The sequence below is a fragment of the Nonomuraea sp. NPDC026600 genome (assembly GCF_040638335.1).
Taxonomy (GTDB): domain Bacteria; phylum Actinomycetota; class Actinomycetes; order Streptosporangiales; family Streptosporangiaceae; genus Nonomuraea.
In genome coordinates, this window is the sequence record NZ_JBEZYD010000046.1 from 63,315 (window position 1) to 78,756 (window position 15,442).

11 protein-coding genes, 1 tRNA gene and 1 pseudogene are annotated in these 15,442 nt (G+C 70.2%); 6 read left to right on the forward strand and 7 right to left on the reverse strand.

Annotated features, from left to right (window positions below; genetic code table 11):
* Window positions 1–99: 99 nt before the first annotated feature.
* A pseudogene (locus tag AB0F17_RS56855) lies at window positions 100–579 on the forward strand (DPP IV N-terminal domain-containing protein); the annotation flags it as partial.
* Window positions 580–827: 248 nt separating this feature from the next.
* Here the strand turns inward: AB0F17_RS56855 and AB0F17_RS56860 are convergent.
* Window positions 828–899: transfer RNA gene (locus AB0F17_RS56860), tRNA-Arg, on the reverse strand.
* A gap of 115 nt (window positions 900–1,014) precedes the next feature.
* On the opposite strand from AB0F17_RS56860, the gene AB0F17_RS56865 reads away from it, so the two are divergent.
* A complete protein-coding gene (locus AB0F17_RS56865; protein WP_358042672.1) occupies window positions 1,015–1,401 on the forward strand; it encodes a response regulator in 387 nt (128 codons plus the stop codon).
* A 206-nt stretch (window positions 1,402–1,607) separates the two neighbouring features.
* Here the strand turns inward: AB0F17_RS56865 and AB0F17_RS56870 are convergent, their stop codons facing one another.
* Window positions 1,608–4,343, reverse strand: coding sequence for an AAA family ATPase (locus tag AB0F17_RS56870; RefSeq protein ID WP_358042675.1), 2,736 nt, complete (start codon window positions 4,341–4,343; stop codon window positions 1,608–1,610).
* Window positions 4,344–4,446: 103 nt separating this feature from the next.
* Here AB0F17_RS56870 and AB0F17_RS56875 point away from each other — a divergent pair, with 103 nt between their 5' ends.
* Window positions 4,447–5,064, forward strand: coding sequence for a LysE family translocator (locus AB0F17_RS56875; protein WP_358042678.1), 618 nt, complete (start codon window positions 4,447–4,449; stop codon window positions 5,062–5,064).
* Window positions 5,065–5,068: 4 nt separating this feature from the next.
* Window positions 5,069–5,614 (forward strand): TetR/AcrR family transcriptional regulator, encoded by a 546-nt coding sequence (locus AB0F17_RS56880; RefSeq protein WP_358042681.1) that lies wholly within the window; start codon window positions 5,069–5,071, stop codon window positions 5,612–5,614.
* Here the strand turns inward: AB0F17_RS56880 and AB0F17_RS56885 are convergent.
* On the reverse strand, window positions 5,556–8,642 hold the full coding sequence (locus AB0F17_RS56885) for an NACHT domain-containing protein (protein ID WP_358042684.1): 3,087 nt from the start codon (window positions 8,640–8,642) through the stop codon (window positions 5,556–5,558). The two genes, AB0F17_RS56880 and AB0F17_RS56885, sit on opposite strands and share 59 nt — an antisense overlap.
* Window positions 8,643–8,738: 96 nt before the next feature.
* Here AB0F17_RS56885 and AB0F17_RS56890 point away from each other — a divergent pair, with 96 nt between their 5' ends.
* Both AB0F17_RS56890 and AB0F17_RS56895 read left to right on the forward strand, forming a co-directional pair.
* The gene (locus tag AB0F17_RS56890) at window positions 8,739–9,656 is read left to right on the forward strand and encodes an alpha/beta fold hydrolase (RefSeq protein ID WP_358042687.1); all 918 of its coding nucleotides are present in this window, start codon (window positions 8,739–8,741) and stop codon (window positions 9,654–9,656) included.
* An 87-nt stretch (window positions 9,657–9,743) separates the two neighbouring features.
* Entirely contained in the window at window positions 9,744–10,937 is a 1,194-nt protein-coding gene (locus AB0F17_RS56895) for a cytochrome P450 (protein ID WP_358042690.1), read from the forward strand.
* A gap of 109 nt (window positions 10,938–11,046) precedes the next feature.
* Here AB0F17_RS56895 and AB0F17_RS56900 read toward each other — a convergent pair whose 3' ends face one another.
* The 4 genes from AB0F17_RS56900 to AB0F17_RS56915 form a co-directional block, all read right to left on the reverse strand.
* On the reverse strand, window positions 11,047–12,243 hold the full coding sequence (locus AB0F17_RS56900) for a hypothetical protein (protein WP_358042693.1): 1,197 nt from the start codon (window positions 12,241–12,243) through the stop codon (window positions 11,047–11,049).
* 9 nt (window positions 12,244–12,252) lie between these two features.
* On the reverse strand, window positions 12,253–12,636 hold the full coding sequence (locus tag AB0F17_RS56905) for a Rid family detoxifying hydrolase (RefSeq protein WP_358042696.1): 384 nt from the start codon (window positions 12,634–12,636) through the stop codon (window positions 12,253–12,255).
* Between the two features lie 16 nt (window positions 12,637–12,652).
* A complete protein-coding gene (locus AB0F17_RS56910) occupies window positions 12,653–13,735 on the reverse strand; it encodes an alanine racemase (protein WP_358042699.1) in 1,083 nt (360 codons plus the stop codon).
* A 101-nt stretch (window positions 13,736–13,836) separates the two neighbouring features.
* Complete coding sequence (locus AB0F17_RS56915; RefSeq protein ID WP_358042702.1) at window positions 13,837–15,411, reverse strand: D-aminoacylase; 1,575 nt, start codon at window positions 15,409–15,411, stop codon at window positions 13,837–13,839.
* Window positions 15,412–15,442 lie beyond the last annotated feature (31 nt).

The following is a 15,442-nucleotide window of genomic DNA, read 5'->3' on the forward strand; positions in this document are numbered from 1 at the left end:
CCTGCGGTCCAGGGCGGGCGACGACCCGTTTGCCTGCCTGTGGCGGCTCGACTGCTCGACCGAGGATACTGGTGGGCGCCGGACGGCCGGTCGCTGCTGGTGGCCCGGGCCGACACCACTCCGGTCGCGTGCTGGCACCTCGGCGACCCGGCCGATCCCGCCGCGCCGCCCACCACGATTCGCTATTCCGTTGTAGGCACCGCCAACGCAGCCGTGTCGCTGTGGATCGCCGGACTGGACGGGCATTTCGTCCCGGTGGCCTGGGCCGGCGAGGCTTTCGAGTACTTGACCGCCGCCGACTGGGACGCCTTCGGTCCGTACGCCGCCGTCCAGAGCCGCGACCAGCGGCGCCTGCTCGTGCTCGGCATCGACCCCGCGAGCGGCGCCACGGAGGTGCTGGCGGAGCAGCGCGACGACGATTGGGTCCGCCTCGTACCCGGTCTGCCCGCCAGAACCTCGGCGGGCGACCTCGTCACCAGCGCCGACCTGGACGACACCAGGCGGCTCGTCGTCGCCGGGCGTCCGGTCACCCCGGCAGGGCTGCACCTGGAGGACGTGGTCGCGGTCGACGGCGAGACCATCGTGTTCACTGCCTCCGACGAGCCCACCGAGACCCACCTGTGGGCGTACGAGGCCGGGTCCGGCCTGCGGCGGCTGAGCTTGGAGCCCGGCGTGCACGGCGGGGCGGCCGGTGCGATCATGGCCCACAACTGGCCCACAGCCCGCGAGCGTCAACGAGAACGGGCGGGACTCCGTGAGACTGGAGACCCGCCCGTTCGTACGCTGTTCGCCCTGGTCAGCGGCCGGAACCGCCGGTCAAGATCGTGTGCCCCCTGTAGGATTCGAACCTACGCACCCGGCTCCGGAGGCCGGTGCTCTATCCCCTGAGCTAAGGGGGCTCAACGAGTGATAAGGCTACCAGCATCAGGCCACCACTCCGCACCACGATAAAGGTCCAGCCACACATCCAGGAAAACCGCACGTGACTGCGTCACTACAGGTAGCTTTGCGGCCGTGGGAGAGGTTCTTGGCAGGGTACTGGTCGTGGACGATGACGAGGTCATCCGTCAGTTGATCGCGGTGAACTTGAGCCTGGAAGGCTTCGAGGTCGCCACCGCCACCGATGGGCAGGACTGTCTCGAGCGCGTGCTCGACGTCATGCCCGATGTCATCACGCTTGACGTGATGATGCCGTTTCTTGACGGCTGGGTGACGGCGCAGAAGCTGCGTACGGAGGAGGCGACCAGCCATATCAAGGTCGTGTTGATCACCGCCAGGGCGCAGGATGATGACAAGCGGCGCGGACGTGGCATTGGCGTCGACGCCTACCTCACCAAGCCGTTTGATCCGGCGGAGCTCATTGAGGTAGTACGTGATCTCGCGTCGAGCTCCAGGGCCTGACGGGTTCACCGTCCGCAATCGGTTGCCCTGCCACCAGAGGCGAGAGTGAATCGGTCAACGCCGGGGAGCGCGAGGGGCTGGAAAACCCCTCGCCCAGAGGCGAAGCCCCGGTAAGGCGCCCGAGCGAAAGCGAGAACCACGCCTTTCGGGGCGTCGAAGGGGGCGCGAGCTAACACAGCCCGACCCCCTTGGGAGGCCCACGCTTGTCAGAGCAGTGCGCGTTCCCGGGCGGCCGCCGCGGCCTGGGTGCGGGTGGAGACCTCCAGTTTGCCCAGGATGTTGGACACGTGCACGCTGACCGTCTTCTGCGCGATGAAGAGCCGCTCCGCGATCTCCCGGTTGGTCAGGCCCTCCGCCACCAGACGTAGCACCTCGATCTCCCGCGCCGTCAAACCCCCGTCCCCCTGTCCGCCGGTGAACCGGGCTCGGCGGCCGAAGTCGCTCAGGGCGTTGTCCAGCGGTGCGGCCCGTAGCTTGCCGGCCGTCTCGCGGGCCTGCTCCCACTCGGACTGGGCTCCTGGCCGGTCTCCTGCGGCCAGCAGGGCCTCCGCCAGGCGCCAGCGGGCACGGGCCGCCTCGTAGACGAAGCCGTAGTCGAAGGCCGCCACCACTCGCCGCCACAGGTCCACGTCGAGGCGGCCGTGTACGCGATGCCATTCGGCCTCCGCGCGCAGGGCCCAGGCCTGGCCTTCCGGGCCCATGGGGCCGCGTTCGCCCACTGGGCCGGTTTCGACGGCGAAGCGGACGCGGGCCAGGAGGTCGTCGGCGCCTTCCACTTGGCCGAGGTCGGCGAGTGCCCACAGGGCGACGGTGGCGAGGCGCAGGATGCCCGGGTCGCCGGGTTCGCAGGTGGCCAGGGCGGCCTGTACGTGTTCGAGGGCGACGGTGGGCTCGCCGCGCCAGAGAGCGTGCTCGGCCGCCAGCCCGCGGGACATGTAGGCGACGAGCAGGTCGGACCAGAACGGTCGCAGCCAGTTGAGGCGCGCTTCGACTGCGGGCAGCCCGCGGGCTACCTCGATGAACAGGGCGAACGACGACAGGACCGCCTCCGGCAGCGTGCCGACGCGGGCGCCGAAGCCGGCGGCCGTGGCCTCGGCCTGGTCCCACTCGCCGGCCACGTAGTGGATCAGGAAGCGGAGGAAGCGCAGGTCGGTGCCGTAGGTGCTCCAGTTGAGGCCGGTTTCGAGAGCGAGTTGGATGCCCTCGTCGGCGACCTCGGCGGCCTCGGCGAGCAGGCCCTGCTCGTAGTGGAGGCGGCTGTGGTGGAAGCGGGCGCGCAGGTCCATGGCCAGGTGGCCGGTGTCTTCGGTGGTGGCGGTCTGGACGAGCGAGTGGGCTCTGGCCATGTCGCCCTCGTGCTCGGCGTGCAGGGCCAGGATGAGCAGGGCGCCGACTTCGGCGTCGCGGGCGCCGACGGCTCTGGCCGTCTCGATGGCGCGGCGGGCGATGTCCTGGGCCTCGGTGTGGCGGGTGCTCCAGGTGATCGTACGGGCGTAGGTGGCCAGGGCTCGGGCGAGTGTGGCCTGGTCGGCGGCGGCTTCGACGGCGCGTTCGGCGGCGGCGATGGCGCCGTCCTGGTCGTCGAGCTCGACCAGGTAGTAGGCGAGCCGCTCGCTGACCTCGGAGGTCGGGGGCAGGGCGCGGAGCTGCTGGGCGGCACGGTGGTTGTCGCCGCTGTCGGCCGCCATGACCGCGCTGCGGAAGGCCAGCGCGGCCCGGCTCTCACCGGCGAGCTCGGCGGCGTCGGGGACTCGATCCCACAAGCCCAGCGCCCGGTCGTAGTGGCTGTGGGCTTCGGCGGGCGCGCCGAGGCGCTCGGCCACCCTGCCGGCCTCCGCCGAGGCGGCCAGGGCTCCCGCGAGGTCGTGGCCGGCCAGGTGGTGGTGGGCGAGCTCCGCGGGCGAGGTGAGCAGCCGCGCGAAGTCGGCGTGCAGCCTGGTGCGCTCGCCGGGCAGCAGGTCGGTGTAGACGGCTTCCTGCAGCAGGGCGTGCCGGAACGCGTAACCGTAGCCGTCGACGCGGAGCAGGCCGCGCGAGACGATCTCGCGTACGGCCTCCTCGAAGTCGGCGAGCGGGAGCCCGGAGACCTCGCGCAGCAGTTGGTCCTCGACGCGGCGCCCGGCGACCGCGGCGGCGCGCAGCACCCGCTGGCCGGGCTCGGACAGCACCTCGACCCGGGACATCAGCAGGCTGGCCAGCCCGTCGGGCAGGCTGTCGCCCTCGGCCACGGCGGCGAACAGCTCCTCGGCATAGAACGGGTTGCCCCCCGCCCGAGCGATGATCACGCCAAGCTCCTGGGCATCCAGATCACCCAGGGTCGTGACATAGTCGGACATTTCGCCGGAGCCGAGGGGGCCCAGCTCCAGGTGGGTGACGCTGGGCAGGCGCTTCAGCTCGGCCAGCACCGAACGGAGGGGATGGCGGCGATGCAGGTCGTCGGTGCGGTAGGTGCCGACGACACACACGCGCTCGGTCTGCACCATGCGGCTCAGGAACACCAGCAGGTCACGGGTCGAGCGGTCGGCCCAGTGAAGATCTTCGATCACGAACAGCACCGGCTGCACCTCGGCCAGCAGCCCCAGCAGCGAGCCGAACAGCCGCTGCTGCGTGAGCCCCGCCGGAGGCGCGCTCTCCACTCCCGGCAGGAGCTGGCCGAGCAGGGGGTGGGCGGCGGCCGCCTCGCGCACGGCCGGCTCGGCCCCGCGCAGGGCGTCGGCGAGCGGGAGGTAGGGCAGCGTGTCGCCGAGCTCGGCGCACTGCCCGACCAGCACGTTGAAGCCACGGGAGCGGGCCTCGGCGACCAGCTCGGTGACCAGCCGGGTCTTGCCGATGCCGGCGTCACCGCCGACGAGCGCCACCTCGGCGGTGCCGTCGGCGGCGGATTCGAGCACGCGCGCGAGTCTCGCCAGCTCAGCAGCGCGCCCGACCAGGAGACCCTTCACGGCAGCAACTATGCCACGCCCGGCCGACATTCCGATTGGCCCAGAAACCGCGGGCCTGATTGGCCCTTAACGGCGTACCAACGCCGCTTTACGCTGATATTTCATGATCCCTTGGTCTACGTACGTGCTCTTCGTGGGCGCGTCGCTCGCGCTGGTGCTCATTCCGGGTCCCAACCACCTCTACATCACCGCCAGGGGCCTGGCTCAGGGCCGGGCCGCCGGGCTGGCCAGCGCCTTCGGCGTCGAGACCGGAACACTGGTGCACATCGCGGCCGCCGCGGCCGGGCTCTCGTACCTGATCACCAAGTCCGCGACGCTGTTCGCGATCGTCAAGTGGGCCGGAGTCGCCTATCTCGTTTATATGGGGATACGCGCGTTCACCGGCAAGGAGGAGGCCGAAACCGAGGCGCCGCCGGCGCAGCCGCTCGGCAAGGTGTTCCTCGAAGGCCTCGTGGTGAACGTACTGAACCCCAAGGTCACGCTGTTCTTCCTGTCGTTGCTGCCGCAGTTCGTGAAGCCGGCGGCGGGGTCGCCGGCGCTCCAGATCGTGGTGCTCGGCGCCACGCTCCTGTTGCTCGGGTTGGTCTCCGACATGGTGTACGTGTTCACCGCCGGGGCGCTCGGGGCCCGGCTGGCCGGCAGGGCCAGGGCGCTGCGTCACTTCAGCGGCGTGGTGTACCTGGGGCTGGGCGTGCTCACGGCGTTCGCCGGGAGAAAATGACCGTATGGCGCCGAGGAAACAGCAGGAGATCTTCGACGCGACGCTGCTGCTGGTCGCGGAGAAGGGCTATGACGGTCTTACCGTCGAGGGTGTGGCGGAGCGTTCCGGCGTCAACAAGACGACGATCTACCGCTGGTGGCCGTCGAAGGCCGCGCTGCTGGGGGCCGCGTTGGTGGAGGCGGACCTGCTGGAGTTCGAGCCGCCGGACACGGGGAGCCTGCGTGGCGATCTCGTGGCGCTCGTGGAGGGCATCAGGCGGCTCCTCACCGAGCCGCCGGCCAGGGACATCGCGGTGGCCGCGCTCGGCGCCGCCGTACGCCATCCCGAGCTGGACGCGCGGAGGTTCTTCGCGGACCGGTTCGCGCGGGAGCGGCAGGTCTTCGAGCGGGCGGTACGGCGGGGCGAGCTGAAGCGGTCGGTGGACCCGATGCTCGTGATCGATCTGCTGGCCGGGGCGGTGTGGATCAGGGCGGTGTTCCGGGGGTTGCCGCTCACGGACGACTTCGCGCATCAGGCGGTGTCCGCTGTGCTTGATGGTGTTGCGACTTGACGGGATCGTGGTCGGCAAGCAGTCTGCCGGCTTCGGCGTTGCCCAAATGGGCGTGGGCGCGCAGCACGGTGATGGCCTCCTGCTCCCGCCCTAGCACCGTCAGGAGATGGCTGAGTAGCGGCAGGACAGCGTGCGCTTCGACGGATTGCACTGCAGGGACAGCGTGGGGCAGGAGCAGGGTGACCGCGTCCGCCAACCGCCCTTGTTCCGCGAGCAGTCGGGCGAGGCGGTGGGCCGCGTGCGGGTCGCCTGCCGCGACACGGGCTCGCAGTTCGTCCACGTGGCCCTGTTCGGCCAGCAGCCGGGCCAGCTGAACACTGGCGGCCCAGTCGCCTCGTTCGGCGTGGGGGCGCAGCAGGATGATGGCTTCCTCCGCCCGGCTCTGCCCGGCGAGCCGGCAGGCGGCGTCGGGATCGCCTGCCGCGGCGCGGGCTCGCAGTTCGTCCACGTGCCCTTGTCCAGCGAGCAGTCGGGCCAGCTGAACACTGGCGGCTCGGTCGCCCTGGTCGGCGCGGGCGCGCAGTTCTTCGGTCCGACCCTGCTGAGCCAGCAGCTTGGCCAGCGTGACAGTCCAGTTGTCGTCCTGGTCGGGGTGAGCGTGAAGTAGGTCGATGGCCTCCTGAGCCCTGTCCTGGCGGGCGAGGAGCCTGGCCAGTTGCGGGGCGGCGCCCCGGTCCGCGTGGGGGCTGAGTACGGTGATGGCCTCCTCGATCCGGCCCTGTCGTTCCAGCAGGTTGGCCAGGATGGTGAAGGCATGCGCGTCGCCTGCGTCGGCGCGGGTGCGCAGTTCCTCGACGCGGCCGTGCTCGGCCAACAAGGTGGCCAGTTTCAGGCTGGCCGACGCCGCGGTGCCGGAGTCGTCGTGGTCGGCCCAGGCTCCGAGCATGGCGATGGCCTCCTCCACGCGGTCTTCTTCGACCAGCCGGTCGGCGATACGTCCAAGACCGACCGAGTCGCCTTGGCGGGCGCAGGCATACAGGTGCTGGGTGTAAGGGGTGGCGGCGAGGTGGTGTTGAAGCAGGGCGTGGCGGAATTGCCAGGCGGTTCCGGATTGGCGCAATGTTTGGCGTTGGTGCTGGTCTTCGAGGAATGTCCATAGTCTCCAGGGGAGCAGGCCCTTGGCGGCAAGACGAAGATGGGTGATTTTGTAATCGATCCAGGTCCCCAGCCCTGCACCGCAGGCTGCGACCCACCCGTAGACAGCGGCCGCGGTGACGGCGGGGATCCACAGGGTCGCCTCAGGCGCGAGCGCTGCGGTGGAGGCGGCGAAGACCAGTGCGGCGGTGATGCCGTGCTGCGCAGCAGCGATAGCGGTGGCGCGGTGGTTGGCGTTCAGCGTGGCACGTGGGGTGGTACCACGCGGCCTGGTCCGCAAAGGCAGGAAGGGCATGACCAGGATGAGCAGCCCGACGACCAGGGCACCAGCCGCTCCGATCAGCGGATCGCCGAGAATGATCCCGGTCAGCAGCCCCGGCGCGATGCCGAATCCGGCTCTCAGCGCCAGAACCCGGCGACGGCGCTCGCGAACCGGCGAGTAGGAGGTGGGGGTGTACGGCGGGTAGGCGTGCGGCCACAGCGGCCGCAGTATGCCCGCCGCAGCGGCCAAGGCGGCTGCCACGGTGAACATCGCGGCGCCCCCCGGCGCTGCCCCGGCGACGGCTGTGACACCGGCACCCACGACGGCGGCGATGGCCGTCACGACGCGTGCTCTGATCGCCTCCGCGTTGAAGGTGTACAGGTCGGGGGACAATTGCCACCACACCAGTTCCGTCCTGCCCACCAACTGCAGGTGCAAGGCCAGAGAGCCGAGCCAGCGCCGGGCAGCGGCGGGGGTGTAGCGGCGCGGCGGCCGACCTTCGGGCGGCACCGGCCGGTCGGGGTCATGGACACTGGTCACGAACGTGTCCATGAGCATCGCGGTGATGGCGTCCCGGCTGTCGAGGCGAGCCAGGGTGGTGGGGTCGGTGGCCGGGGGGCTGAAGGCGGTACGGGCCAGTGACACCATCAACGGCGTGGACAGCACCCGCGCCACCGGGCTCTCGCTGTCGCTGCGGAGGTGGGTGAAAACCGGCTCCCAGCGATGCCGGAACGGCTCGGGGTGGGACAGGAACGCGATCGCCCGTTCCACGTCCACCGGCATGATCTCCACGACCGCGGCCCGGGAGATGATCACACCGCTGGCGTCCACGGCTCGCTGGAATTCGCGGGGCCGGCAGGTCACCACAAGCGGCCGTCCCGTCGCGGCGAACTCATCCAGCTTCCGCAGCGCTCGCTCCTGCGACTCGGTCGGGAGTTCATCCAGTCCATCCAGCACCAGGAGTACCCGGCCTTCGCTGATCAGCAGGTCCGCCACGCAGCGGCCCCCCAGCGAACCGGCCAGCGGCGGATAATCCTCGGCCATCCGCCGAGCCGCGAACCGGCGTACCGGCTCGTCCTGTGGGTTCCAGGAAGCGGCCGGCAGGAGCACCGGCACCGGGTCATCCCCCTCCGACCGTTCGATCAGTCCGAGGGCGAGCAGGGTCGCCAGGACGCTCTTGCCCGCACCCGCCTCTCCGAGCACCACCAGCTGCCGATGGGGCAGCCCGCGGAACTTCTCGACGATTTGCGTGACGTCGCCTTCCAACGGCATGTCCTGCCATGTGGCTTCCGGCTCGTCCAGCACGATCTGACGCGTCTCCGCGACCCGCCGACCGGTCGACGACCAACGCACCCGCAACGGCACCGGCTGCCGAACACCGCGCAGCACCGCGTCGTGCTCCCACTGCTCCCGTACCATCTGCCGCAAACGCGCCGTGGCGGTACGCATCGCCGCCTCCCGGCTCGGCGGCTCAGCACGCGACTGCACGATCTGCGACGCGATGGCGACCATGACCAGCACACCGGTCAACGCCCATGTGGCCGGGACCCACCACCAGGCCTTCACCTCAACGGTGCCGGTCGCCAGGTTCCCCACCAACCCGATCCCGACCGGCAGCACCGCGAGCGCGACCGGCGACACCATCCAGCGGCCCCGGCCTCCACTGCTCATGCTGCCAGCATGGCGACTGAGCGTAATCAATTCAACACTCATCGAAAACCCGGGGTTCGGGGTTGGTGATTGTGAGCGGGTTGGGGTGGCGAGGCGTTGTCGCAGACCGCATGGCTGTTCCTGCCGGAGCCGCCCGTCATGGCAAAGGCCGTTCTGCTCTGCCTGCCCGGAGGTACCTACGACAAGCGGTATTGGCACCTGGAAGTGCCCGGCCATCCGGGATACAGCTTCGCCGAACACCTGACGGGTCAGGGCTACATAGTGATCGCGCTCGACCACCTGGGGGTCGGGGAGAGCAGCGATCCGCATGCGTCGGGCGATCTCAGTCTGGCCCTGCTGGCCGCTGGGGACGCGGCGGTGGCCGATCAGGTGCGGGCGCGGCTGCGCGAGGGTGTATTGGCCGATGGGGTACCACCGCTCGACCTGCCGATGATCGGTGTGGGCCATTCGATGGGTGGCTGTCTCACGGTGATGGTGCAGGCCCGGTCCCGGCCTTACGACGCGGTCGTGCTGCTCGGCTACGCCGTGCACTACAACACCCTCAACGGGGACTACGCGACCGATGACCTGGCGGCGCGGGCAACGGAGGCCGAGGCGCTGTTCCGGACGATCTACGGTGTCGGCCCGGACGTCACGTCCTGGATGGTGAACAGGGACATCGCGCACCAGGTCTTCCACGCGCCCGACGTTCCCGCCGAAGTGATCGCCGTCGACGACGCGTCCGTGTCCCGGATGCCGGTACGTTCGGGTGTCGAGACCGGCATTCCCGGCTATGTCCAGCAGGACGCTGCCGCGATCGACGTACCGGTCTTCCTCGCCTTCGGCACGGTGATCGACCTCTCGCCGGGGCCCTACACCGAGCCCGCCAACTACGACGCGTCCGGCGACGTGACGCTGTACCTAGTCGAAGGCTCGGCGCACTGCCACAACTTCTCCACGAACCGGACGGTGTTGTGGGACCGCATCGGACAGTGGATACCGACCGTGGTGCCGGCGACCGCGAAGCATGGCTGAGAAGCCGTCTCGGCGATTGTGTGCGGGGTCGCCCGCGTGTACCGTCCTTCGCAACGCGGGGGTTGGTGCTAGCACGGAGGTGCCGACGTGACCGGGTCCGAGCTGCCGTTCTTCCCTTTCGACACGCCGTCTGAGTTGGACGCCGAGCCGGAGTACGCCGAGCTGCGCCGGGAGGATCCGGTGCCGAAGGTACGCCTGCCGCTCGGCGGTGAGGCTTACCTGGTGAGCCGCTATGAGGACGTGAAGCGGGTCCTGACGGATCCGGTGTTCAGCCGGGCGGCGACGAGTGACCCCGGGGTGGCGACGCTGCGGCCGGTGCGCCGCAACCCCTACCTCATGCTCAGCCTGGACGCCCCCGAGCACACCAGGGTCCGGCGCCTGGTCGCCCGCGCCTTCACCCCGCGCAGCATCGAGCTGCTCCGGCCACGAGTGGACCGGATCGTCGACGAGCTGATCGACGCGATGGTGGCGCAATCGCCGCCAGTCGACTTCGTGGCGGCCTTCGCCGCCCCGCTGCCCGCGCTGGTGATCTCCGAGATGGTCGGCGCCCCCGCCTCCGACATGACGATGCTGCGCGACTGGATGGACATCGGGCTCTCCATCACCGCGCATAAACCGCAGGAGATCCAGGCTGCCGGCGAGCAGCTCTTCGGCTACCTGGAACGGCTGATCGCCGCCAAGCGCGCCGAGCCCGCCGACGACCTGATGACCCGGCTGATCCAGGCGCGCGACGAGCAGGACCGGCTGTCGGAGCCGGAGCTGCTGAACAACATCTACCTCCTGCTCATCGGCGGGTACGAGACGACCGCCGGCCTGCTGGCCAATTCGCTCCTCACCCTGCACCGGCATCCCGGGCAACTGGCCATGCTGCGCGAGGACCCGGAGCTGATCCCCGACGCGATCGAGGAGGTGCTGCGCTACGTCCGCATCGTCAAGGCCGTCCTGGAACGGGTCGCCACCCGGGACGTGCGGCTCAGCGGGGTGACGGTACCTGCCGGCTCGACGGTGCTCGCGTTGCACTACTCTGCCAACCGCGACGACGCCCTCATCGAGGACCCGGACCGCTTCGACATCACCCGCGCACCATCGCCGCACCTGACTTTCGGCGGCGGCCTCCACTTCTGCCTCGGCGCCTCCCTGGCACGCCTCGAACTGCGCGCCGCGTTCGAGGGCCTGCTGCGCCGGCTGCCCGGTCTGCGGCCGGCGGTGGACGCGTCCGAGGTCGAGTGGAAGAGCGGGTCCATCACCCGTGGTCCGGTTGCGCTGCCGGTCACCTGGTAGTGCGCCGAGCGCATCGACAGTGCCGGCTCCGACTTGCCGTACACCGCCGAATGGTGGCATCGGCGCGTCGCTGAACAGGTCGTCCATCACAGCATGGCCGACCTCGTGATCAGAGGGCCTCGGCCAGAGCGGCGGGGATGCGGTCCAGCACCGGATACGACATCAGCCCATAGGCGTAGAAGTCCACCGCCAACGCCCCTGCGGCCTTCGCCCCCCGAGCCTTCGCGACCAGCCGATCGGCCGAGTCGCTGTCGGGGTAACCAGGCCGCAGCACCGCACGTACCTCACGATCCTTACCCACCGACCGCAGGTAGGCGCCCACGTCATCGGCCACCCGAGCGGCGTCGCGCGCGTACGCGAGCACCCCGAACGCGGGCACGAGATCCCCGAGCGCCACCAGATCCACCCCGAGCTGCCACGCGTCGTGCGCGGCCAGTCCGGGCGACGGCAGCCCGTCGGTGTAGCCCTTGACCCCGCCGGTGGAGTCGATGAACACCAGCTTGGAGCCCTCTTCCGCCACAGCGGAGGCCACCTCGGAGACCAGCGTGGTGACGGTCTCCGACCGGGCGCGGGCGTAGGCGACCACCTCGGGCCCCGCGTACGCCGTCAGCGCGGCCCGGGTCACCTCACCCTGAGCGGGCGGGTCGCCGTCGAACACCCCGCCCACGATCCTGGCGCACTCCTCGCGCGCCACCTCGGCGTTGACGCCCAGGTCGGTGGCCCGGCGCATGCAGTAGTCGCAGAAGCACAAGCCGAACAGATAGGTGTCCATCGGCCCGAGCGGTACGAAAGAACGCTGCGGCTTGAGCGGCCTGAAGTGCAGCGACTCGGCCACGACGCTGTCGACGCCGAGCCGGGCGACCGCCCTGGACAGCGCGACGGCGTACTGCCGCACATCGGGATGCGCCGGGCACAGGTCGGTGAGCGAGCCGCGATCGCCGAAGCAGTCGCGTACGGTCACATCCGGATGCTGGGTGCCGATCGTGGCATTGCGCAGGAAAACAGTCCAGCCGTGGAGCTTCAGCCCCCGCTCCGAACAGGCTTCGCGCAGGCCGTCGAGCGCGTTCTGATATCCGGCCGTCGGCCTGAGCCGCAGGCCGGAGAACAGGTCCGGCGGCGGGACGAAGTGCGCGCCGTCGTGGCGGAGGGTGAGCCTGGACAGTCCGTGCGGGGTGACGTCGCGTGAGGCGTGGTGCACGGCGCCGATGGTGACGCCCGCCACGCCGTAGCCACTGATCCTGTCGAGCACCCGCTCGACGCCCTCGCCGCGCAGATCTTCGACGAAAACGTACACCGAACTGTCCACGGACCGACCTTACGCGCTCTTGAACGCGACGAAGTCGATCTCCACCAGGATGTCCAGCAGGTCCGAGCCGACGGTCGTACGGACCGGGTACGGCTGGCTGAAGTATGACTTGTACACCTCGTTGTAGGCGGCGAAGTCGCGCTTGAGGTGCTGCAGATGGACCGTGGCCTTGATCACGTCGTCGAACCCGAGGCCGTGGGCGGCGAGAATGGCGCCGAGGTTCCGCATGGTCTGGTGAGTCTGGGCTGCCACGTCGTCGCCGCCGACGACCTCACCGGTCGCCGGGTCGAGCGGTCCCGCGCCCGAGGTGTAGACGAAGTCGCCCACGACCAGGCCCTGAGAGTAGGCCCCGACGGGGGGTGCGCCCTCGGTGGTCCTCAATTCCTGCTTCACAACAGCTCCTTGTTCATCAGCCGAAACGGGTGTTGATCGTGCCGACGCGACGGTAGTCCCGGTCGACCACCGGAAGCGTCCGCCACTTGTCGAAGGCCGTGCACGGGTGCGAGATGCCGAAGGCGAGCAGGTCACCCGGCTTGAGCCCGTCGGCGCGTACGACAGTGTGCTGGTCCTGCATCTTCACGATCGTGACGCCGCCGCGCCTGGGGACGGGCAGGCCCTCGTCGTAGGGCGCGTCGCGCTTGCCCATGCCGACGATCGCCAGCCCCGGCTCGGGCGTGGACAGGACGTGCGCCCACACCTCCAGCGCGGGCCACAGCTCGCCGGGGACGCGGTTGAAGGGCGTGCGCTCGCGGTAGTAGCCGTCGTCGTGGGTGACGTACGCCCCGGCGCGCAGCACGACCCTGGCCTGGGTGGTGACGAGCTCGCGCCCGATCACATCGAACCACTGGCTGCCGCCGACGGTCAGGATGGGGTTCTTGACGCGGACGTGCTCGACCGCCTCCTGCAACAGATACAGATATTTCCGGACTTCCGGAGCGGTCTTCAGCGCCCCTTCGTACCCGGCGATCCCGGCCAGCTCCACCCCGTCGGTCCGCTGCACATGGGCGGCCACCTCGAGCAACTGGTCCAGAGTCCGGCACCCGGCCCGCCCGCCCTCATGCCCGAGCTCGACCAGCACGCTGAACGGCCGTGACGAGGCGTGCCGGGCCAGGATGTCCACCCCGGCCACCGAGTCCACGAAGGACAGGAAGTCGAAGCCCGGGTCCGCGGCCAGCTCCGCCGCCGCCCACTCCAGCCCGACCGGGTCCACGACCTGGTTGGCCACCATGACCCTGGCCGCCCCGAACTCGCGCGCGGCCATCGCCTGCCTCGGCGTCGCCACGGTGAGTGCCCATGCGCCCGCTTCGAGCTGCATGGTGGCGATCTCTCCGGACATGTGGGTCTTCGCGTGCGGCGCCAGCTCCATGCCGTGATCCCGCGCGAAGGCGGCCATGGTCGCGATGTTGTGCTCCAACGCCTCCCGATGTACGACCATCAGCGGGAGGGACGCGCCGTCGAAGACGGACCTGTCGTGTTCTTGGAAACCCTGCACAACACCCCCATTTGTCCGCGTCTGACCCTATCTCATGGGCTATCTTGCACGGCCGCGGCTTCGGACTACGGACTCGGTGGTGAGGTCGTGTTCTTCGACGGCTAGTTCGGGCGTAGGGCTCGTCCCGGAGTCTTGCCGGTCAGGGCGCCGTTCGCCAGCACCGGCACCCCCGACACGAGCACGTCGCTCACTCCCGTCGCCGGTGTGCGGGGAGTCTCGTACGTGGCCAGGTCCGCGACCGTCGCCGGGTCGATCACCACTATGTCGGCCGCGAAACCGCGCCGGAGCAGGCCGCGGTCCGTCAAGCCGAAGCGGCGTGCCGGATGTGATGACAGGTGGACCGTGGCCTGCTCCCACGTCCAGTCCCCCAGTTCGCGTACGTGCCGTCCCAGGAAGCGGGCGAACGCGCCGAAGCCGCGCGGATGCGGATGGCCGCCCACGTAGATGCCGTCCGAGCCGCCCGTCTGCGCAGGGTGGCGCAGAATGCGGCGTACCGACTCCTCCCCCTCCGGGCCCTCGTCGGGACGGGCCGTCACGCAGCCGGCCTCCAGGCGGGTCTCGATGAGCAGGCGGCGGCAGAACTCATGCGGCGCCAAGCCCGCCCGCTCGGCCGCCTCGACCATGCCCAGGCCCTCCGCCCACTCCAGGCCCGGGGCGTGGGAGATGGTCAGGCGCGGCCAGGTCTGCGCCAGCTCCGGCCACCAGGCGTCGAGCTCTCCGGACGACAGCATCTCCAGAGCGCGCTCCGGCTCGGCGGCCGGGACCTCGGGCGGCAGTACGACCATCGCCAGGATGGTGTTGCCGCGCAGGTAGGGGTAGGAGTCGTAGGTCAGGTCGACGCCCCCGGCGAGCGCCTCCTCCACCAGCGGGAGCAGGACGTCCGCGGGGCCGTGCAGGTGGGAGACGTGCACGGCCGTACCGGAGCGCTGGGCTATCTCGACGACCTCTGACATGCCGACTCCGGCTCGTGCGCCATACGCCCTCATGTGGGTGACGTACGGGAGGCCCGCGAGCGGCGCGCACAGGGCGGCCAGTTCCTCGGCGGAGGCGTAGCGGCCTGGCAGGTACTCCAGGCCGCTCGACAGGCCGACCGCGCCGTCCGACAGGCCGCGTTCGACGTGGGTGAGCATGCGGGCCAGCTCGTCACGGGCGGGTGTACCTGAGGAGGGGCCCATGACGTCGTAGCGGATCGTGCCGTGCGGGAGGAGGTAGGCGGCGTTGAGCGCGACCGCACGGTCATAGCCCTGGAGCAGCTCGGCGACCGTCAGCGCGCCATCGGAGAGCGCGCCGCCCGAAGGTGCGCCGCCCGAACGGCTGCGGCCGGAAAGCGGGCCGTTCACGGCCGCGAAGTAGCGGGCGGCGTAGGCGACGGTGGCTGCGGAGCCGGGGGCGAAGGACAGGCCGTCCTGGCCCAGTACGAACGTGGTCACCCCCTGGCGAAGGGCCGCCAACTGTACGGCGGGGTCGAAGATGGCCGCGTCGCCGTGGGCGTGGCAGTCGATGAACCCCGGTGCGACGAACCGGCCGTTCGCGTCGATGACGGAGGCGGTTTCCGCGCCGTCGAGGCGGCCCACCGCCGCGACCCGGTCGCCGGTAACCGCCACGTCGGCCCGGTATGGCGGCGCCCCCGTCCCGTCGAGCACACGTCCGCCGCTGATGATCACATCGAAAGCCACTCAAGGATTAAACCTGATCCGAGTGGCACCG

What these genes read in the sequence shown, in the direction of transcription:
- AB0F17_RS56875 (WP_358042678.1), top strand. Translation starts at nt 4,447, where the DNA reads ATGATCCCTTGGTCTACGTACGTGCTCTTCGTGGGCGCGTCGCTCGCG.
- AB0F17_RS56880 (WP_358042681.1), top strand. Translation starts at nt 5,069, where the DNA reads ATGGCGCCGAGGAAACAGCAGGAGATCTTCGACGCGACGCTGCTGCTG.
- AB0F17_RS56885 (WP_358042684.1), bottom strand. Translation starts at nt 8,642, where the DNA reads ATGAGCAGTGGAGGCCGGGGCCGCTGGATGGTGTCGCCGGTCGCGCTC.